17 protein-coding genes and 1 pseudogene are annotated in these 20,783 nt (G+C 62.8%); 11 read left to right on the top strand and 7 right to left on the bottom strand.

Annotated features, from left to right (window positions below):
* Positions 1–142: 142 nt before the first annotated feature.
* The 11 genes and pseudogenes from HFO71_RS29070 (at position 143) to HFO71_RS29020 (ending at position 13,238) form a co-directional block, all read left to right on the top strand.
* The gene (locus HFO71_RS29070) at positions 143–1,627 is read left to right on the top strand and encodes a sugar ABC transporter ATP-binding protein (protein WP_025398548.1); all 1,485 of its coding nucleotides are present in this window, start codon (positions 143–145) and stop codon (positions 1,625–1,627) included.
* The gene (locus HFO71_RS29065; protein ID WP_025398547.1) at positions 1,624–2,685 is read left to right on the top strand and encodes an ABC transporter permease; all 1,062 of its coding nucleotides are present in this window, start codon (positions 1,624–1,626) and stop codon (positions 2,683–2,685) included. Before HFO71_RS29070 ends, HFO71_RS29065 begins: the two co-directional genes overlap by 4 nt.
* Positions 2,686–2,702: 17 nt before the next feature.
* Entirely contained in the window at positions 2,703–4,100 is a 1,398-nt protein-coding gene (locus HFO71_RS29060; protein ID WP_221988770.1) for an LLM class flavin-dependent oxidoreductase, read from the top strand.
* Positions 4,101–4,319: 219 nt separating this feature from the next.
* Positions 4,320–5,930: an ABC transporter substrate-binding protein gene (locus tag HFO71_RS29055; RefSeq protein ID WP_077979796.1), complete on the top strand. Its 1,611-nt coding sequence runs from the start codon at positions 4,320–4,322 to the stop codon at positions 5,928–5,930.
* 40 nt (positions 5,931–5,970) lie between these two features.
* Positions 5,971–6,960, top strand: coding sequence for an ABC transporter permease (locus HFO71_RS29050; RefSeq protein ID WP_221988767.1), 990 nt, complete (start codon positions 5,971–5,973; stop codon positions 6,958–6,960).
* Entirely contained in the window at positions 6,957–7,790 is an 834-nt protein-coding gene (locus tag HFO71_RS29045; protein ID WP_221988765.1) for an ABC transporter permease, read from the top strand. The genes HFO71_RS29050 and HFO71_RS29045 overlap by 4 nt, the downstream gene beginning before the upstream one ends.
* Positions 7,787–8,578: an ABC transporter ATP-binding protein gene (locus HFO71_RS29040; RefSeq protein ID WP_077979795.1), complete on the top strand. Its 792-nt coding sequence runs from the start codon at positions 7,787–7,789 to the stop codon at positions 8,576–8,578. The genes HFO71_RS29045 and HFO71_RS29040 overlap by 4 nt, the downstream gene beginning before the upstream one ends.
* Positions 8,578–9,360 (top strand): ABC transporter ATP-binding protein, encoded by a 783-nt coding sequence (locus HFO71_RS29035; protein ID WP_077979794.1) that lies wholly within the window; start codon positions 8,578–8,580, stop codon positions 9,358–9,360. Before HFO71_RS29040 ends, HFO71_RS29035 begins: the two co-directional genes overlap by 1 nt.
* A gap of 11 nt (positions 9,361–9,371) precedes the next feature.
* The gene (locus HFO71_RS29030) at positions 9,372–10,466 is read left to right on the top strand and encodes an aminotransferase class V-fold PLP-dependent enzyme (protein ID WP_221988763.1); all 1,095 of its coding nucleotides are present in this window, start codon (positions 9,372–9,374) and stop codon (positions 10,464–10,466) included.
* A gap of 71 nt (positions 10,467–10,537) precedes the next feature.
* Entirely contained in the window at positions 10,538–11,401 is an 864-nt protein-coding gene (locus tag HFO71_RS29025) for a glycerophosphodiester phosphodiesterase (protein WP_170269305.1), read from the top strand.
* A 182-nt stretch (positions 11,402–11,583) separates the two neighbouring features.
* Positions 11,584–13,238 (top strand): annotated as a pseudogene (locus HFO71_RS29020) (sensor domain-containing diguanylate cyclase).
* A gap of 49 nt (positions 13,239–13,287) precedes the next feature.
* On the opposite strand, the gene HFO71_RS29015 reads toward HFO71_RS29020, so the two are convergent.
* From HFO71_RS29015 to HFO71_RS28985, 7 genes are all read right to left on the bottom strand, one after another.
* Positions 13,288–14,097 carry an inositol monophosphatase family protein gene (locus tag HFO71_RS29015; protein ID WP_025398537.1) on the bottom strand — a complete coding sequence of 270 codons (810 nt, stop codon included), beginning with the start codon at positions 14,095–14,097 and terminating at the stop codon, positions 13,288–13,290.
* Positions 14,097–15,101 carry a LacI family DNA-binding transcriptional regulator gene (locus tag HFO71_RS29010; RefSeq protein WP_025398536.1) on the bottom strand — a complete coding sequence of 335 codons (1,005 nt, stop codon included), beginning with the start codon at positions 15,099–15,101 and terminating at the stop codon, positions 14,097–14,099. Before HFO71_RS29010 ends, HFO71_RS29015 begins: the two co-directional genes overlap by 1 nt.
* Positions 15,085–15,864, bottom strand: coding sequence for a glycerophosphodiester phosphodiesterase (locus HFO71_RS29005; RefSeq protein WP_077979792.1), 780 nt, complete (start codon positions 15,862–15,864; stop codon positions 15,085–15,087). Before HFO71_RS29005 ends, HFO71_RS29010 begins: the two co-directional genes overlap by 17 nt.
* Positions 15,864–16,919, bottom strand: coding sequence for an ABC transporter ATP-binding protein (locus HFO71_RS29000; protein ID WP_221988762.1), 1,056 nt, complete (start codon positions 16,917–16,919; stop codon positions 15,864–15,866). The genes HFO71_RS29005 and HFO71_RS29000 overlap by 1 nt, the downstream gene beginning before the upstream one ends.
* Entirely contained in the window at positions 16,919–17,761 is an 843-nt protein-coding gene (locus HFO71_RS28995; RefSeq protein ID WP_027667108.1) for a carbohydrate ABC transporter permease, read from the bottom strand. The genes HFO71_RS29000 and HFO71_RS28995 overlap by 1 nt, the downstream gene beginning before the upstream one ends.
* Positions 17,762–17,763: 2 nt before the next feature.
* On the bottom strand, positions 17,764–19,065 hold the full coding sequence (locus HFO71_RS28990; RefSeq protein ID WP_221986601.1) for a carbohydrate ABC transporter permease: 1,302 nt from the start codon (positions 19,063–19,065) through the stop codon (positions 17,764–17,766).
* A gap of 173 nt (positions 19,066–19,238) precedes the next feature.
* Entirely contained in the window at positions 19,239–20,585 is a 1,347-nt protein-coding gene (locus tag HFO71_RS28985) for an extracellular solute-binding protein (protein WP_221988761.1), read from the bottom strand.
* Positions 20,586–20,783: the final 198 nt, after the last annotated feature.

The raw sequence follows: 20,783 nt of genomic DNA, 5'->3' as shown, positions 1-20,783 counted from the left end.
AATAGATTAAATGATCCGATTTTATGGGCTGTGGGAGATTCTTTGTTTCCCGAGGGCAGTTCGAGAGGGAAAGGCGTGCCTGGAGTTCGACCGCCCAGACAGGGCACACTCCGGCTTCGATTGCAGTCCCGGACCTTTATCGATGCCGCTTCTTCACATTGACAATATCGCCCGCAGTTTCGGGTCGACGCGGGCGCTTGCCGGCGCTGATTTTTCTATGGAACGCGGCGAGATCGTGGCGCTGATGGGCGCAAACGGCGCGGGCAAATCGACGCTGGTCAAGATCCTTTCCGGCGTGCTTCCGGCCGATGGCGGCATGGTCAGACTCGATGGCCGCGACTTTGCGCCGCGTAGCCCGGCCGAAGCGGCAAGGGCCGGTGTCGTCACGGTGCATCAGTCGACGGATCTCGTCGGCGCGGCCGGTCTGTCCGTTGCCGACGCGCTGCTGCTCAATCGCCTCGCCGACCGCAGCACACCTTTCTTCGTCTCGCGCGCCGGCATCCGCCGTGCCGCGCAGTCCATGCTCGATGCCGCCGGCTTTAGCCTGCCGCTGGACCGTGATTTCGGGGACCTCGCCAGCGCCGATCGGCAGCTGGTGGCGATCGCCCGGGCGCTTGCCAACCGTGCCGACCTCCTCATCCTCGATGAGCCGACGGCGAGCCTTTCCGGAGAGGAAAGCCGCCGCCTCTTCGATATTCTGCTGAAGCTTCGCAAGCGGGGCCTGGCGATCCTCTATATCTCGCACCGCACCGCCGATCTCGAAGCCATCGCCGACCGCGCGCTCGTCATGCGCGGCGGCCGCGTCGTCGGCACCTTCTCGCGGCCGATCGATTTTTCGAGCGCCATCGAGACGATGATCGGCCGCAGACTAGATGCGGCCCGGCCGGATGCGCGGCCTGCGATTGGTCCGGCGATTTTCGAGATGCGCAATGCCCGCTTGCTCTCTGAGGCCGCATCCTTCGATCTGTCATTGCATGAGGGCGAGGTGGTGGCGGTGACCGGTGTGCTCGGCGCCGGCAAGAGCCGGCTGCTGTCGGCGATCTTCGGGGTGGCGGCGCTTGCCGGCGGTGCGATGTTCCTCGGCGGTCGGCCCTACCGGCCGAAAGGTCCGGCCGAGGCGATCGCCGCAGGTGTGGCGATGGCGGCCGAAGACCGTCATCGTTCTTCGCTGATGCCGCCGGCATGGCCCGGCCATTCGCTGTCGGCGACGATCAGCCTGCCGCATCTTGGCAAATGGTATCCGCGCGGTTTCCTTGTCGGCGGCCGTGAACGACGCGAGGCCGAACAGGCGATCACTCGTCTCGGTATCAAGGCCCCGGGCCCGCTCGCCTCGGTCTGGTCGCTCTCCGGCGGCAACCAGCAGAAGGCGGTGATCGCCCGCTGGGAGGCGGAACCGAGCCGGCTGCTGCTGCTCGACGAACCTTTCCAGGGTGTCGACGTCGGCGCCCGTCATGACATCATCCGGGCAATCCGCGCCCGCAGGGATCGGGCGACGCTGATTGCGACCTCCGACCCGGAGGAAGCCTATGAGGTGGCAGATCGCATCCTCGTCATCGACCGCCACGTGTTGAGGCCCGCGGCAGAGGGGGCCGCTCTTGCCTCCGCCATTCAGGGAATATCCGCATGACGACGATCGACGACGACACTCTTCCACAGGCAAGTGCCCGGCCAAAGGCGTCGCCGCAAGCCGATAGCGGTCGTCTTGCAGCACTCGGGGCGTTCCTCCGGGCGGGCGCGGTGTTCATCCTGCTTGCGCTGCTCGTCGTCGGTTTCACCGTCGCCGAGCCCGCCTTCATCAATATCGCCAATCTGATGAGCATCCTGCAGGCGGTGTCCGTCGTCGCCATTCTCGGCGCCGGAGTCACCGTCACGCTGGCGGTCGGCGGTTTCGACCTGTCGATCGGCGCAGTCGCCGCATCCAGCGTGATGGCGGCCAGCTATGCGATGATCGTCTGGCATCTTGATGCCTATGCGACGGTACCGCTGGTGCTCGCCTTTGGCGCTCTGGTCGGCCTCGTCAACGCCTTCCTCATCGTGCGCCTGAAGGTGCCGGATCTTTTGGCGACGCTGGCGATGATGTTCCTGCTTTCCGGCCTGCAGCTGATCCCGACCGCCGGCCGGTCGATTTCGGCCGGCCTCACCCTGCCCGACGGCTCGAAGGCGACCGGCGCTTTCGACCCCGCCTTTTTGCTGATCGGCCGCTACAGCATCCTCGGCACCCTGCCAGTTGCCGTGGTGCTGATGGCGGTGGTCGCCATCGCACTCTTCATTCTCACCGAACGCACCCGCATCGGCCGGCTGCTGTTTGCGACCGGCGGCAACGAGGTCGCGACCCGGCTTGCCGGCGCCTCGACGGTGCGGCTGAAGACGCTCGCCTATGTCCTATCGGGCACGCTGGCCTCGCTCGGCGGCGTTGTCATCGCCGCCCGCGTCGGGCGTGGTGACATCTCGTCCGGCGGCTCGTTGCTGATGGATTCGGTCGCCGCCGCGTTGATCGGCTTTGCCGTCTTCAATCTCAGGCGTCCTAACGTGCTCGGCACCATCGCCGGCGCCGTCTTCGTCGGCGTGCTGCTGAACGGCCTCACCATGCTGAACGCTCCCTATTACACCCAGGATTTCGTCAAGGGCGCCGTGCTCGTCGGCGCGTTGGCGCTGACCTACGGCCTCGGCCGCAGCAATCCCTAATTCCAAGGAAGAAAGACATGACCCGCGAAATCAGGCTGAACGCCTTCGATATGAATTGCGTCGGACACCAGTCGCCGGGGCTCTGGCGCCATCCGCGCGACAAGTCCTCAACCTACAAGGATCTCGACTACTGGGTGCATCTGGCAAAGACGCTGGAGCGCGGCAAGTTCGACGGGCTGTTCATCGCCGACGTGCTCGGCGTCTACGATGTGCTGAACGGCAACGTCGATGCTGCACTTCGCCATTCGGCGCAGGTGCCGGTCAACGACCCGCTGCAGCTCATCCCCACCATGGCCTACGAGACCGAGCATCTCGGCTTCGGCCTGACGGCGTCGCTCTCCTTCGAGCGTCCCTATACCTTCGCCCGCCGCATCTCGACGCTCGACCATCTGACCAAGGGGCGCGTCGGCTGGAATATTGTCACCTCCTACCTCAACAGCGGTGCGCTCAATATCGGCCAGCCGGCGCAGACGAAGCATGACGATCGCTACGACCTCGCCGAGGAATATCTCGAGGTCTGCTACAAGCTCTGGGAGGGAAGCTGGGAAGACGGCGCCGTCGTCCGCGACCGGGAAAGCGGCATCTTCACCCATCCTGACAAGGTCCACCCGATCCGCCATTCCGGCAAGCATTTCAACGTGCCCGGCATTCACTTGAGCGAACCCTCGCCGCAGCGCACGCCGGTGCTCTACCAGGCCGGCGCCTCCAGCCGCGGCAAGGATTTCGCCGGCGCCCATGCCGAGTGCATCTTCGTCGCCTCCCCGTCGAAACCGGTGCTGAAGCGTTACGTCGCCAATGTCCGCGAGGCGGCCGAACGCGTCGGCCGCAACCCGCGAGAAATCCTTGCCTTCAATTTGCAGACCGTCATCCTCGGCGAAACGGATGCGGAGGCGCAGCGGAAGTTCAACGAATACCGCAAATACGCCTCCTTCGAAGGAGCGCTGACGCTGATTTCCGGCTGGACCGGCATCGATTTCGGCCAGTTCGGGCCGGACGAGGTGCTGCGGCACCGCCATACCAATGCGGTGCAATCGGCCGTCGAGACCTTCACGACCATCGATCCCACCAAGGAATGGACGGTGCGCGAAATGGCCGAGTGGGTCGGCATCGGCGGTTTCGGCCCGGTTTTCGTCGGCTCGCCGCAAACGGTCGCCGATCTGATGCAGGAATGGATCGAGGACACCGATGTCGACGGCTTCAACCTCGCCTATGCCGTGACACCCGAGAGTTTCGAGGATGCCGTCGATCTGCTGGTGCCGGAACTGCAAAAGCGCGGCGTCTACAAGACCGACTACGCCAAGGGAACGCTGCGGGAAAAACTCGGGGGAGCGGGGCCGCGGCTCGTCGCGCCGCATCCGGGGGCGGCCTATCGCAACCTCGCCGGAGAACCGGTCAGGCTTGCCGCCGGCGGCTGACCGGCAGTGATTGATTACAGCGTCGCGCGTCTTTTTAGACGCGCAAAGGTCGCTGTAACACTTTGAATTGCTGCATAATTCTTTGAATTATGCAGTGGCGAATGCGCACAGGGCAGAAAAATATCTCGCCCGGCTCGCGCATTTGAATTTAATATCCGTCGCAATGATCTTTTCGCTTCGAATATAGTCTGGCGAATTGTTCACCGACCAGGAGGGGGCATGACCGTACCATCTATCTCGCGGCGCACGCTGATGAAGGGCACTGCCCTGCTGCTTGCCTCGACGGCCCTCGCCCGGCAGGCGCTTGCGCAGACCGCGTCTGGCGGCGGCCGGCTGATCGTTGCGGCCGATTCCGAGCCGAAGAACCTCAACCCTGCCATCGTCGCCTCGAACGGTGTCTTCTTTGTCGCAAGCAAGGTGATCGAGCCGCTCGCCGAAGCGTCGTTTGACGGCAAGGACGGGCTTTCCCCGCGCCTCGCCACCTCCTGGGAGGGCTCGGATGACGGCCTCTCGGTCACCTTCAAACTCCGCGACGGCGTCACCTGGCACGATGGCAAGCCGTTTACCTCAGTCGATGTCGCCTTCTCCGCGCTCAACATCTGGAAGCCGCTGCAGAATCTTGGCCGCCTGGTTTTCGCCAATCTCGAAGCCGTCGACACACCTGACGATTACACCGCCATCTTCCGCTTCTCCAAGCCGACGCCGTTCCAGCTGATCCGCAACGCCCTGCCTGTCGTGACCAGCGTCGTTGCCAAACATATTTTCGACGGTACCGATATCGCCACCAACCCGGCTAACAATACACTGATCGGCACCGGTCCGTTCAAGTTCGCCGAACACAAGCCCGGCGAATATTACCGGCTGACGCGCAACGAGAATTACTGGGACAAGGAACAGCCGAAACTCGACGAGATCATCTTCCGGGTGCTGCCCGATCGCGAGTCGGCGGGTGCAGCACTCGAAGCAGAGGAAATCCAGCTTGCCGCCTTCTCCGCGGTGCCGCTCGCCGATCTCGACCGTATTTCGAAGGTCGCCGGCATCAAGGTGATCTCGAAGGGCTATGAGGCCCTGACCTACCAGCTCGTCGTCGAGATCAATCATCGCCGCAAGGAACTGGCCGACCTCAGGGTGCGGCAGGCGATCGCCCAGGCGATCGACAAGAAATTCGTGGTCGACACGATCTTCCTCGGTTATGCCGCCGCCTCGACCGGCCCGGTGCCGAAGAATGCGCCGGAGTTCTATACACCCGATGTCGCGACCTATGCGTTCGACCCTGCGGCCGCCAACGACATTCTCGACAAGGCAGGATACAAACAAGGGCCAGACGGCAACCGCTTTACGCTGAAGCTTCGCCCCGCGCCCTATTTCAACGAGACCCGGCAGTTCGGCGATTACCTTCGCCAGGCGCTCGCGGTGATCGGCATCAATGCGGAGATCGTCAATGCCGATGCGGCCGCGCACCAGAAAGCGGTCTATACCGACCACGACTTCGACCTCGCCGTCGGTCCGCCGGTCTTCCGCGGTGATCCGGCGATCTCCACCACCATTCTCGTCCAGTCCGGCACGCCAGCCGGCGTGCCCTTCTCCAATCAGGGCGGCTACGTCAATCCGGAGCTCGACAAGATCATCAAGCAGGCATCGGAGACTGTCGACACGGCGGCGCGCACCGATCTCTACCGCAAGTTCCAGCAGCTCGTCGCAGCCGACCTGCCGCTGATCAACGTTGCGGAGTGGGGCTTCATCACCGTTGCGCGCGACAGCGTGCTCAACGTCGCGGACAATCCGCGCTGGGCCGTCTCGAACTGGGGCGATACCGCGTTGCAATCGTGATAGGATCGGCGGCAATTCCCTTCCAGAGGCCCTGTCAGGCGTGAAACGAGCCATCATCCTCCTGAGGCGCAGGGCGATCAGCAGCATTCCAGTGCTGCTGATCGTGGTGGTCTTCACCTTTTTCCTGCTTGAGTCAGCCTCGGGCGATGCTGTCGACGCCTATCTCGGCTCGATCGGCGGCGGCGATGCCGCACTTAGGCAGTCGCTGCGCGAGAGCTACGGCCTCGACCAATCGATGTTCGCGCGCCTCTGGCTCTATTTTTCCTCACTCGCACGCTTCGATCTCGGCTGGTCGGTCGCCTTCGGCCGGCCGGTCGGTGCGCTCATTGCCGAACGCCTGCCTAATACGCTGCTGCTGATGGGCAGTGCGACGGCGCTATCCTTCGGCCTCGGCTCGGCGCTCGGCATCCTTGCCGGGGCGCGGCCGGGCGGCCTGCGGGATCGGCTGCTGTCGATCGGCTCGCTGATCGTCTATGCCATTCCGAGCTTCTGGCTTGGCCTGGTCCTGAGCATCGCCTTTTCGGTGAAGCTGCGCTGGTTTCCGATCGCCGGCGTCGAGACGATTGCTTCCGGCAAGACAGGATTTTCGCGGGCGCTCGATATCGCCGATCATCTGGTTCTGCCGGTCGGCGCGCTGGCGCTGATCTATCTTGCCTTGTTTCTGCGGGTGATGCGCAGCGGCATGGCCGAGGCCTGGAAGCTCGATTTCGTGCTCTTCGCCCGGGCCAAGGGCCTGTCGCGGAGCCGGATCGTGCTGCGCCATGTCGCGCGCAACGCGCTGCTGCCCCTCGTCACCATGCTCGGGCTGCAATCGGCGGCCATGCTCGGCGGTAGCGTGGTGATCGAGAGCATCTTTGCAATCCCGGGCTTCGGGCGACTGGCGCAGGAGGCGGTCAACGGCCGCGACGCGCCGTTGTTGATGGGCATCATCGTCACCAGCGCCGTCCTGGTCATTTGGGTCAATTTCCTCGTCGATCTCGTCTATGCCGCACTCGACCCGCGCATCGGCGCATCGGAGGGCGGCGCATGAGCTGGCTGCGGCGCCTGCTACGCACGCCGGAAGGTGCGGCCGGATTTGCGATCCTTCTCGTCTTGCTTTTGGCCGGGCTGCTCGCTCCCGTTATTTCGCCGGGCGATCCGCTGAAAATTGCCGGCCGCGCCCTGCTGGCGCCGTTCACCGATCCGGCTTTTCCGCTCGGCACCGACCGTCTCGGCCGCGACGTCCTGGCGGGCCTGCTCTATGGTGCCAGAACCTCGCTTGCCGTCGGCCTGGCGGCAGCGTTTGCGGCGATGGTGCTTGGGCTCTGCGTCGGCCTTGCGGCCGGTTTTGCCGGCGGGCTCGTCGACGAGGCGCTGATGCGCGTGGTCGACGCCTTCCAGATCGTGCCGGCTTTCCTGCTCGCCCTCGCTTTCGTCAGCACCATCGGCGTGTCGACGCCCATTGTCGTCCTTGCCATCGCACTCGGCACCTGGGCCGATCCGGCGCGGTTGACGAGAGCGCAGGTGCTTGCGATCCGAGAGCAGGACTATGTCGCTTCGGCAAGGGTGATCGGCATGCATCCCGCTGAGATCGCCTTCCGCGAAATCCTGCCGAACGCATTGCCGCCGGTGCTGGCGCTTTCGGCCACCATCGTCGCCGGTGCGATCCTCACCGAGGCAGCGCTTTCCTTCCTGGGTCTCGGCAATCCCAATATCGCCACCTGGGGTTCGATGATCGCAGAGGGCCGCAGCGTGTTGCGTTCGGCATCCTATCTCTCGGTCATACCGGGTGCTGCACTCGCCGTGACCGTGCTCGGCGTCCATCTCTTCAGCGAAGGTCTGGGCAAGGCGCTTGGCGACAATGGCGTGAGGGCGGCATGACCGGCATTTTTTTGAGCCTGCGACAGCTTTCAGTCACCTATGGGCGCGGCAGCAGCGGTGCGGCCGCGCTAGACGATATCGATCTTGATATCGTCGCCGGCGAAAGGCTGGCGATCATCGGCGAAAGCGGCTCCGGCAAGAGCACGCTTGCCCGCGCGCTTGCCGGTCTGCTGCCGGAGGGAACGAAGGTCGGCGGCGAGATACTTTGGCCCGGCCTTGGCCATCCGCCCCGCCCAGGCCGCGATTTCGGCTTCGTCTTCCAGGATCCAGGCTCCAGCCTCAATCCCGTTTTGACGATCGGCGAGCAGATCGCCGAGGGCGCCAGGCGCCATCTCGGCCTCAGCTGGAAACAGGCCTATGCCAGGGCTGAGGGACTGCTCGGGCGGGTACGGATACCGCAGCCCGACAAGGCGATGCGGTCCTTTCCGCATCAGCTCTCCGGCGGCCAGCGCCAGCGCGTGGCGATTGCCGCGGCCATTGCCGCGAGGCCGGCACTGCTGATCGCCGACGAGGCGACCAGTGCGCTCGACGTCGTCGTCCAGGCCGAGATCGTCCGCCTGCTCGACGGGCTGGTGCGCGAGGATGGCATGACGCTGCTCTTCATCACCCACGACATCGCGCTGGCCTCGGGCTTCGTCGATCGCATCGCCGTTTTCCGCAATGCGAGGCTGGTCGAGGCAGGTCCCGTCCGCTCGGTGCTTTCGGCGCCTGAGAGCGACTATACCGCCGCCCTCATCGCCAGCCATCGCGATCTCGCGACGCCGCCGCTGATCGCGGAGGTGCCGTGATGAACGACAGGCTGCTTTCCATCGAAAACCTGTCAAAAGGTTTTTCGTCTGCGGGACGCCGGATTACTGCTCTCGATAATGTGTCGCTTATCATCGCGGCCGGAGAAACGCTCGGTCTCGTCGGCGCCTCCGGCAGTGGAAAATCGACGCTATCGCGTATCCTGCTACGGCTTGTTGCTGCCGATGCCGGCTCGATTCGCTTCGAGGGAGAGGATTGGCTGGCGCTGAATGGTGCGCCTTTGCGCCACCGGCGGGCGCGTATGCAGATGGTGTTTCAGGATCCGCTCGCCGCCTTCAATCCGTTGGCGAGCGTTGGTGCAGTGCTCGACGATCCGCTTCGCATCCACGGCATCGCCGGCAAGGATCGGCGCCCCGGCGAGATCATCATGCTACTCGAGCGTGTCGGCCTCACCGCAGATCATGCCGCCCGTCCGGTGCGGGCACTCTCCGGCGGCCAGCGGCAGCGTGTGGCGATTGCGCGGGCGATCGCGACACGGCCCTCGCTGCTGGTGCTCGATGAGGCGGTCTCGGCGCTCGATGTGACCGTGCGCGGCAGGATCCTGGAGCTTCTGGTCGATCTGCAGAAAGAACAGGGCATTGCCTGTCTGTTCATTTCGCACGATCTTGCCGTGGTGCGCGCCGTCTCCCACCGCATCGCCGTTATGGATGGCGGACGGATCGTCGAGACCGGACCGGCAGCGGCGGTCGTTGCCGCGCCGCAATCGGCGGCCGCCCGCGCACTCGTTGCCGCCGTCCCCCGTCTCGTGACCGATCCTTGCTGAAGGAAGTATCCATGTCCGATCTTGATTGGAATCCCCTGCATGGCGTGCCCTCCTATCCCGCCGGGCGCTACGCCGTCCTTGCCGACAGGATTGGCGGTATCTTGCACAGCCGCAACGACATAGTGCTGGTGCAGGCCGAGGCGGTGGTGGCGCTGGAGGCGGCGGCGGCCAGCCTTGCGCGCCCCGGCCTTTCAGCGCTCAACATCATCACCAGCCCCTATGGTGGCTGGTTCGGGCAATGGCTGCGCCAGGGTGGCGCGACGGTTGAGGATGTTGTCGCCGAACCGGGCCTGCCGATTGAGATCGAATCCGTTGCAAACGCGCTCGACGCCGGTGCTCACATCGATGTCCTGGCGCTGGTCCATGCCGAATCCGCAAGCGGCATTCTCAACCCCCTGCCCGAGATACTGGCGCTTGCCCGAGCTCGCAACATCGTCACCGTCGTCGACGCGGTCGCCTCGGTCGGCGGCCATCAGCTCGACGTCGACGATCTCGGCATTGACATCGCGGTGATCGGGCCACAGAAGGCGCTCGGCGGCCCGGCCGGCGTGTCCGCAATTTCGGTCAGCGGCCGCGCCTGGGATCTGATCCTCAGAGACGGCGCCCCGCGCGAGTCGATCTTGTCTTTGGCCGATCTGAAGAGCTGGATCGACGGCGGCCGGCGTAGCCTGCCGGGAACACCGGCGCCGCTGGAATTCTTCGCGCTGGAGACGGCGCTCGACCGCATCGAGGCTGAAGGCCTGGAGAATGTCGTCGCCCGCCATGCCCTGGCGGCATCGGCGACACGGGCAGGGCTTGCCGCACTCGGAGCCTCGGCCTGGGTACCGACAGCAAAGGCTTCGAACCTGGTGACGTCGGTACCAGTGCCGCAGACACTGGAGCCTGCCGCGCTGATCGCAACCGCCGGGCAGCTCGGGGTCGAGCTGAGCGAAGGCGTCGGAACCGCACCGGCCCGTCTCGTGCGGCTGAACCACACTGGTCCGCGCGCCGGATTCCAGATGGTGCTTTCGAATGTCGTGGCGTATGGCGCGGCCCTCAGGCAGGCCGGGCATCCCTCGGACATAGCAGCCGCTTCGGAGGCAATATCCTCGGCCTATAGCCGATGAAAACCGTATTCGGCTCTTGATCATCACGGTTCGTCAGGGCAGGAATGTGGCATCGCGGAGACTTGGTGCAGATGACGAGATTGCTGGATGCGCAGGGGCTGGAGATTTCGCATGAGGGGCATCGCACCCGCCTGAAATGGCACCGCCTGCGCAAGCGGTTTTCCGACCCGCTGTTCTCAGCCGAAGTGATGGCGGAGGGCTTTGCGGCGGGCGCCTCGATGGAGCTCGATCTGCGCGTGCGCGCCGACGGCGGTTTCGTCGTGCTGCACGACAAGGAACTCGAAGGCGAGACGACAGGACATGGACCGGTCGCGGAAAAGAGCGTCAGTGACCTCAGCGATATCAGGATGCAGGAGGGCGACCGGCCGCTGATCCTCAGCGAGGATCTCGCTGCCATGATGCAATCGGCGCATCCAGCCGCATTGCTGCAATTCGACATGAAGGACGACTACGAAGCGATCGGCGCCAGGGGCGTCGCGCATCTGACCACGCATTTCCGCGATATCACAGCCTCGGTGATCGTCAGTGGCGACAGTCTCGACCTCATCGTCGCGGTCAAGGAGAAGCTTCCCCATCTCCTGCGCGGCATCGATCCGACCAACAAGCTCTACGATATCAGGATGGCCAACGGCTGGAAGGCGGTCGAGACGGAACTGCGCGCCGACCTCAGCGGCCCGACCGAACCGGACACGATCTATCTGCACTGGCCGCTGATCCTTGATGCCGCCAATGCGGGGCTGGATATGATCGCGCTCTGCCAGGACGAAGGCAAACGTGTCGATGCCTGGACCTTCACCCTGAAGGATTCGGAGGCCGGTTTCAGCGAAGAAGAATGGCGGAGCTTTTCGGCGCTGATGGCGCTGAAACCGGATCAGATCACCACCGATGAGGCGCCGGGGACCGAACGTGCCTGGCGCCGCCGCATGGCGGATTAACCGGCCGGCTTACAGCACCGCGCGTCTTTTCGAGATGCGCAAAGGACGCTGCAGCACTTCGAATTGCTGCATCATGCCGAAAGGTGTGAGAGGTTTCGATACCCTGTTTCTGGGGTTTGTTGCATGTTTTTTGCAGTTTGCATCATTTTAAACTTCTGATGCTATCCATAGCCAGCAGACAAATGTTGGTGTCCGAAATGCAAGTTGTTGATGCCGATACAATTACTCGACAAGCAAATTCCAACTTGCAGGACGCGTGGCATCTTGGCTGTACAGGCCGTTCGCTTGAGGCACTCACACTGGCCGGCGAAATTCTGGTTGATGCCAAGACTCGGGGCGACGATCGGCTCGCCGCTCAATGCGATACTGACATTGCCTGGTACTGTTTTCAAATCGGCAAAGCCGAACTTGGACTGACGCATGTCCGCCGGGCGGTAGACTTCTGGAAATTGAGCGGGGAGCCCAAACAAGAATCCTGTGCCCGGGCGTATTTCGGATGGTTGCTCTTGGAATTGGGCTTGCCGGAGGAAGCGATCCAAGAAGCGACGCGCGCGCTTGATCTGGCCGACAAGACAGCAGATCCGAAAGCGCAAAGCCTAGCGACCAACGTGATTGGAATTATCTTCTGGTACAACAAGCAGCCCGACCGGGCCATCTTGATGAGCGAGAGGTCCGTCGAACTCGCCAGATCGATCGGCAACAAGACCTATGAATGCTGGTGGCTGATCAATCTCGGCGGCGCTCATTCGGAAGGCGGATATATCGCGGAGGCGCTCGGCCAGCCGGGACAAGGACGCCAGATGCTGGTGAGAGCGCTGGAACTGACCGAACAGGCGCTCGACATCGCAACTGAAACCGGTGACAGCTGGGCTGCTCGCATCTGTCTCGGCAATAAAGCCGAGTTCCACAGCCACCTGGGCGAGCATGACGAGGCGCTCCAGTGCATGGTCCGCTACCGGTTATTCCAAGAAAACAGCTATGTCAGGGACAGGCAGCAATATCTCTACACCTTGGGCCAGATCTACAACAATTCCGGAAAATTCGAAGAAGCCCTGTCACCGCTGCTCGAGGCGGTGGAGCTGATCGACGCCGGCGGCAGTTTCGATTCCTGTATCCAGATCTATCTTTATCTGTCGCAGGCCTATGAGGGGCTGGGACAGTTCGATCCGGCGCTGGCGGCACATAAAAAATACCACCAAGCCTATTTGCGCAATAGCGCCGAGAGAACCCAGCAGCGCGCACGTCTCGCGGAATCTACTATGAAACCAGGCGGTTTAAGGAAGTCGCCGAAACGGAGACGAAGCGCGCGGAAACGCTGGAGGCCTCCTATCAGAAATTGCAGGAGCAAACCGATATCCTTGCCAGTGCCGTCTATCTGGACACGCTGACCGGGCTCTATAACCGCAAATATCTCGACAGCCGCTTTCAGGAACTGACGTCTGAGAAGCGTCCACATTCCATCGCGATGCTGGATGTCGACCACTTCAAGTCGATCAACGACAACTTCTCTCACATGATCGGCGACCGGGTCCTGAGTACCATTGGGGCCATATTGCGCAGCCAGTTGCGAATTACCGATCAGGCAGTTCGCTTTGGCGGCGAGGAATTCGTCGTCCTGCTCGCCGGCGCTCCCCGAGGCGCCGCCGATGTCTGCGAAAAGCTGCGTTCGGCCATTGAACAGTGGGATTGGTCCGAGATCTGCAACGGGCTGCACGTTACGATCAGCATAGGTGTTGCCGGTACCCTGTCTGCCAAGTCTCCGAACGAGATTTTGGCTATCGCCGATCAGAATCTCTATGCGGCGAAAAAGAGCGGTCGCAATCGCGTTGTTGGGTAGCGCTCGCAGTTTCGCCATTCGGGCGGATCGCGTCTCTGGGACGGTGTATCTATAGCCCCTCAATGTCGAGGATGAACGCGAATTCGCCGGCAAGCCCTGGCGAGTGGGCGATGACAGGCCCGCCCTGCGCAAGCAGCCTGTCGACCGGCGGCATCGCCACCATCGCGCCGGCCTCTTCGGCGATCAGCGCGCCAGCGAGCATGTCCCAGGCATTGAGGTGGCGTTCGTAGTAGAGATCGGCAGACCCCTCGGCGACGCGAACGAGGTCGATCGCGGCCGCGCCCATGCGGCGATAATCCATACCGCGTTCGTGGAGCCGTCGCGAGAGCGCGAGATGGTCGTCGAAGCTCGTCTTGCGGGAATGGCCGAGAATGACAAGCGCATTGGCCGGATCGGCGGTCGCAGCCGCATGCACCGGAAGCCCGTCCTTGAAGGCGCCGCCGCCGCGCACGGCGTGAAACACTTTGTCTCCGGCGGCGTCGTAGACCACGCCGATCTCCACCTTGCCGCCGGCGACGAAGGCGATCGAGACGCCCCAGTGCCGGAAGCCCCTGATATAGTTGGTCGTGCCGTCGATCGGATCGACGACCCAGGTGCCGCCCTCGCCCGATCTTCCGCCGCTCTCTTCTCCCATGAAAGTATCATCCGGAAAACGCGAGAGCAGTCCGTCACGGATCGCCTGCTCGGCATTCTTGTCGGCGATGGTGACGAAATCCTGCAATCCCTTGTTTTCGACGGCAAGCGTTCCGAAATTCGAGTCGCGCCGGAACCGGGCAGTCTCCCGTCCGGCCTCGAGGGCAACGGTAATCGCGACCTCCGCCCGTGCGCGGATGGCGGCGGCATCGAATGCGGCATTCATCAGGCGGTCCTTCTTCTGATCAGTGTCACAGGCGTGAATTCGACACGCGCCGTCAGCTCCGGCTCAGCCATCCGGCTCATCAGCAGGTCGACCGTCTTTTCGGCCTGGACGTCGCAGGGTTGGCGGATGGTCGTGAGATCGTAAGCGGTCCAGCTCGCCTGAGGAATGTCGTCATGGCCGATGATGGAGAGTGGCGGCGCATCATCACGGCCGCGGCCCTGCATGACGCGGTCGATGACGCCGCAGGCCATGTAGTCGTTGGCGCAAAACAGTCCGTCGATGCCGGACGCGGCAAGTTCGGCGGCCGCTTCATAGCCGCTTCGGTAGTCGTTGATTTTGATATGCAGAAATTCCGGCTCGACGCTGAGCTGTTTGCAGCGTGCGACGAACGCCTCGCTACGCCGCCGCGCCGTGTAGGATATGGCGGGCGCGGCCATCACGGCGGGCTTTCGCACGCCGCTGTCGATCAGGTGGGTGGCGGCGAGTTGGCCGGCCATGTCGTCGTCGGAGATGATGCGGTCGACGAAGGGAATGTCGTTGCCCTTGTTGATCAGCACGATCGGCACGCCCTCGGCTGCGCATTGTTCACAGATCTCGGTCGGCGGTGCGTCCGAGGTGACGATGACGCCCGAGACGGCGTAGTGCAGCAGCTGGCCGATGACCGTCGAGGTATCGGCCTCCGGCGAGGTCGGGAGCAGGATGGGGCGGAAATTGCGGGCAAGCAGCACTCTTGCCAGATTTTCGATCTGCAGCGTGCGGAACGGATTGTCGAGGCCAGCGGCGACGAGGCCGACGAGATCGGAGCGTTTGTTGGTGAGGCTTCGGGCAAGATAGTTCACCCGGTAGCCGAGTTCCTTGGCGGCTTGGTAGACCTTTTCGCGCGTCTTCGGCGAAACGCTGGCATCCGGCGTAAAGGCGCGCGACACGGCAGCGCGCGAGACGCCGGCCACGCGCGCCACGTCGAAGGAGGTTACCTTGCGCGGTCCCTTATCCTTGTCTGCCAACTGCTTTTTCCTTGACCGCCGATGGCCGCATCAGATCGGGCAGATCCGTGCAGATGCCGAGAACCGGAAGCTTCATGAGGTCATCGAGAATGGCCGGCCGTTCCTCGTGCCAGAGCACGATTTCGCGGCCCGCATCGAAGGCGCGGCGCATCAGCGCGTCGGTCACCAGATCCTGCGGACGTTCGCCTGCCCTCTCCCAGCATAGATGCAGGATATCGGCGCCGGCCTCGTCGCCGAGCGCATGCGGATCGTGGCCGACCCGGATCAGCACCGAAAGCGGGAAATCGCAGGCCGCGTCGCTAAGTTCGCGCACCTGTGCCGTGTCGAAGGAGCCGAGACAGGCGAAACGCTGGTTCATCTCGGCAAGGTGCTGCCAGCAGCGCATGCCGGTCCCAGGTGCCTTCAGTTCGACATAGAGACCGGTCCCGGTCTCGCGGCCGAGCGCGGCCACCTCCGAAAAACTCGGCACGTCGACGCCGTCGAGACCGGCGAGCTCTGCCGCCGTCATTTCGGAAATGCGGCGGTCGATGCCGAAGACGCGCTCGAGGTGATCGTCATGCGAGACGACGACCACGCCGTCCTTGGTCAGCTGCGTGTCGAGCTCCCACATTTCCGCGCCGAGTTCGGCGGCGCGGCGGAAAGCAGCGATCGTGTTCTCGCGTTCATGGCCGCTGGCGCCGCGATGGCCGATGCAGAAGGGAAGCCGGCCCTTGCCCAATGGCCAGCCGTAACGCTCGAAAAATGCCGAGAAATCGCGGGTCATCAGAGCCTCCTGCCATTTTCGTCGAAGATGAACACGCCGCGGCTGTCGATCGCCCAGCGGACGTCGTCGCCCACATGGATATCGCTGCGCACCGGCTGGATCGAGCGCAGCAGCGGTCCGCCGGCAAGAGCCACGTCGTAGAGGTTTTCGCGGCCCTGCGTTTCGGCAAAGGTGACCTTGCCCGGCACGGCGATATCGCCTGATGGCGTAAAATGCTCCGGCCGGACGCCGAGCATCAGCTTGGTGCCGTCAGCGGCACCAACAGTATCCGGCAGCGGCACACGGATCTCGCTTTGCGGGATTGTGAAGGCGCCCTTGTCCACGACGCCGCGCAGGAAGGTGATCGGCGGATTGCCGAGAAAGCCGGCGACGAAGGCGGTCTTCGGATCATTGTACATTTCGGCGGGCGTGGCGATCTGAACGATCTCGCCTTCCTTCATGATGGCGATGCGGTCGCACATGCTCATCGCCTCCACCTGGTCGTGGGTAACGAGAATGGCGGTGATGCCGGTTTCGCGCTGAAGGCGGCGGATTTCCGATCGCATTTCGAGGCGCAGCTTGGCATCGAGATTGGCGAGCGGTTCGTCGAGCAGCAGCACATCGGGCTTGCGGATCAGCGCGCGCGCCAGGGCCACGCGCTGCTGTTGGCCGCCGGAAAGCTCGGCTGGCCGGCGGCCCATCAGGTTGCCGATCTGAACGAGGGCGGCGATGCGGTCGACTTCCTTGCGGATTTCGGCGGCCGGTATGCCCTTCACCTTCAGCGGAAAGCCGATGTTCTCGGTAACCGTCATGTGCGGATAGAGCGCATAGGACTGGAAAACGACCCCGACATTGCGGGCCTGGCTCGGCAGGTCGGTGACGTCGCGGTCGCCGAAGAGGATGCGCCCGCCGCTCGGCCGGTGGATGCCGCAGACGGAAAACAGCGTCGTCGACTTGCCGCAGCCGGAAGGGCCGAGCAGCGCCAGCATCTCGCCGTTGCGGACTTCGAGCCGCATGTTCTCGATGACCTTGGTGGAGCCGAAGCTCTTCGAAAAATTGTCGAGGAGGATGCGCATCAGCCTTTGCTCCCGCCGCCGTAGATGTTCATGAGGTATTTGTTGAAGAGCGCGTAAACGAGCAGCACCGGAACGAGGTAGAAGACGCCGACCGCTTTGAACATGTTGAAGTCGTAATTGTTGTCATCGGCGAGGAAGCCGGCGAGATAGACCGAGAGTACCTGCACCTGATTACCAGGCGCCAGCACCTGCGGCAGGATGAACTCGCCCCAACCGGAGAGGAAAGAGAAGAGGCCGAGCGCCATGATCCCGGGCTTGACCTGCGGCAGCACGAGGCTGCGCCAGACCCGGAAGCGCGAGGCGCCGTCGACGACGCCGGCCATTTCGATTTCCCACGGCACCGTGTCGTAGAAGCCCTTCATCAGCCAGATGCCGAGCGGCAGGTCGATCGCCGCCTTAACCAGGATGACGCCGATCAGCGAATTGTAGAGACCGATCATCTGCAGCACGATGAAAATGGCGATGATCAGCGTCACCGACGGAAAGGCATGCAACACCATGACGCCGGCAAGGAAGAAGCCGCGTGCCGGGACGTTCAGCCGCGACAGAACATAGCCCGCCATCGACGAGACGATGAGCACGAGGCTGGTGGTGCAGGCAGCAAAGAGCAGCGTATTCACAGTCACCTGCCAGATGTTCGCCTTGCCCTCTGTCGTCTGCCACAGGAAGCGCCAGTGATTGAGCGTCAAGCCCGAAGGCAGCAGCGCGTCCGCCTGCTTCACCGTCACGGTGTCGAGGAAAAGATAGACATACATCAGCAGCAGTGGCAGGCTGACGATAGTCAGCGCCGTTATGACAGGCCAGCTGCGGTAATTTGCCGAGGGCTGCGATCGTTCGGCCATGGTCAATCCTCGATCAAGGGCTTGGCGACAAGCGTGCCGTAGCTGAAGACGCGCAGATAGAGAAGCGACATCGCCACGCCGATGACGACGAGCACCAAGGCCATGGCGGCACCCAAGCCGTATTCGAGGTTGCCGGCATAGTTCCTCAGCGCAGTGTGATAGGCCGACAGCGCCCAGACCTCGGTCGCATTGCCCGGTCCGCCATTGGTCGCAAGCAGGATTTCATTGAAGGAGGCAAGCAGCGACAGCGTCTGATAGCAGGTGACGAAGAGGATCGGCCAGCGCATCTGCGGCAGGATGATGTAGCGGATCTGCTGCCAGCGCGAGGCGCCGTCGACCTCGCTCGCATAGAACTGGCTCTTCGGAATGGCCTTCATCGCCGAAGAAAAGACCAGCATGCCCATCGAGGCGCCGATGAAGCCGTTGATCAGCACGACGAAGAACCAGGCGTTATAGGCGTTGTCGAGAAGGTAGTTCTTCGGCGGATAGCCGAACTTGCCCATCAGGATCGAAATGAACCCGGTGTCCCAGGCGAGCCACTTCCATAGCATCACGTAGATGACGACAGGGGTGATGCGCGGCAGCAGCCAGATGCCACGGAAGATCGAGGCTGGCGTCGGCGGCATGTAATGCGTCCAGATGGCCAGCAGCAGCGCATAGCCGACATTGAACAGCATCAGCACCAGCGCGACGTAGAGCACGGTATTCAAGAGGACGCGCGCCATATCGGGTGACGTGGTCATGCGCGAGAAATTGTCGGTCGTCCAAACCCAGCCGGTATAAGTGGCTTTGGCGACCGTTTCCTTCTGCTCGGGTGTCAGTTTGAACCCCAGACTGTCCAGTGCCGAAAAGAGCTGTTCCTTGCTGTCGAAGCGGGTGTTGAGGACGGAGCGGTTGAACTGTTCGGAAATCTGTTTGACGTCGCGCGTCGAAGGCCGGTCGGCGAGATCCTTGATCATGCGCTCGACGTCGCGGCGCGCCGTGAACACCTCACCTGCATGTTTGGCGCGCAATTCCGCGGCAATCCCCGGTGTAAGCCCGAGGCCCTCGATGGCTTTGAGGCCCGCCTCGTCGATCGTGTAGCGCGGTTCGGCCATTTCGGCGGCAATGTCTGGTATCGCCGATTTCAGCGCGATCAGGGAGTTGGGCGCGATCTGGTAGACACCGCCGGATATGCCGGTCGCCGTCGTCATGCTGGTCATCGAAAAGACCGCCGTCAGAACGACCGGCATCAGGAAGAAAAGAACGATCATGATCGCCGCAGGCGCGATCATCACCAGTCCGAGCGTTCTGGACGATTTCATGGAAGCCTCCTCGCGGACCGACCGGGCAGCGTTTCCGCCGCCCAGAAGAGTGCTTCGATCCCAGAGCATGATGCCGAAATGTGTGAGCGGCTTTCGGACGACATCATGCTCTAACCCTTTAATTTAGAACAGGATTCAGATTTCAGGCCGAACCGGCCTGAGATCATCCTGTTCTAACGGATGACGATCCTGTCGCCGAGCGTGCTCTTCAGCTCGCTTTCGGCGTCACCGATCGCGGCATCGACGGTCTTGGCGCCGGTCCAGGACGCTTCGAGGTTCTTCCACATGATGTTCCAATATTTGCCGAAATCGGAATTGTTTGGCATCGCATTGGCATGCGGCAGCAGGCGCTCGGTGGCTTCGCGGGTCCAGCGGTCAGCCGAGTAGAAGTCGACCGTGGATTCCGACTTGGAGATGCCGAGATGGGCGGATTTGACCGCATGCAGCGCGTTGGTGCGCGGCTCGGAGGCGATCTTGACCAGCTGGGCGGCGATCTCGGTGTCTTCCTGGTCATGACCTGCGGTCAGCAGGTAGACGAGCGGATGGGTCAGCGTGTTGGCCTTGCCGCCTTCACCGGCGGGGATCAGCGTGAAGATCACGTTGCCGAAGAAGTCCTTCAGGCCTTCCTGGTTGACGAGGCGGGCATAGTGCCAGGTGCCGCCGTCCCAGATGCCGGCCTTGCCGGTGGCGACTTCCTTCCACCACTGGTCGCCCGGCATGCCGATGTGGTTCTTCTTGGTGACGCCTGCCTTCACGGCATCGGCGAAGAACTGATAGGTGCGGGTCATCGCGGCCTTGTCGAAAACGAGCTTGCCGCCTTCTTCCATCGTGCCGCCGAAGCTGGTGTAGAACTGCCAGTAATCAGGGCCGTTGCTGGTGCGCGGATAAAAACCGTAGCCGGCCTGGACGAGGCCCTTGTCTTGCATTTTCTTGGCGTCTTCGAGCAGGTTCTTCATGGTGTACTTGCCGTCCTGGACGCTCTGCGGCAGCGCATCCAGATCGGCGTCGCTGTAGCCGATCGCCTTCATGTAAGGCTTCCAGAAGAACATCGGACGGGATTCAGCATCCTGCGGGATACCGTAGACGGTGCCGTTGTAGGAGGCGATCTGCAACAGGTTTTCATAGATGTCGCTGAGCGGCCATGAATCGAGATCGACATAGTCCTCGATCGGAACGATGAGCCCGGCCTGCGACCAGGGTGCGATGTCTTCATGGCCGCTGACGACGATATTCGGAGCGGTCTTGGCTTCGGCGGCAAGGGTCAGCGCCTGCTTGAAGTCCTCCCAGGCCGAATAGGGCTTCTTCTCGACGGTGATCTTCAGCTCTTCGCCCTTGAGGGCGGCTTCGCGCTGCAGCTGCTGGGCTGCGATCTCGATGGCGTCGAGGCGATAGACGTCGTTCGGGCCGGTGCCGCCGGCCCAGACGCTGATGTGAACATCCTTGGCAAGTGCAATTGCAGAGGTCGAGGCCAGGATGGCGGCCGCGACGGCGAGCGATTTCAGTGTCGGCAAAATGGTCATCTTCTTCGTCTCCCTAGAAGAGCAGTGTGAGGCCTCTTGACGGGTCAGCACTGCTGATGACGACCGCTCCGAAACCCCACGAAAACGTGGCGTATCCCGCTCTAGGGGTTGAACGTAACGGCCGAATGACAAAATTGAGCACGTGTGCAAAAATTATTATGACGATGTCTGCACGACTTGCAAGCGGCGGTTTTGACA

Origin of the sequence: Rhizobium laguerreae, from assembly GCF_019778565.1 — a bacterium.
GTDB classification, from domain to species: Bacteria; Pseudomonadota; Alphaproteobacteria; order Rhizobiales; family Rhizobiaceae; genus Rhizobium; species Rhizobium laguerreae.
This window is presented reverse-complemented; position numbering and strand designations above follow the sequence as displayed.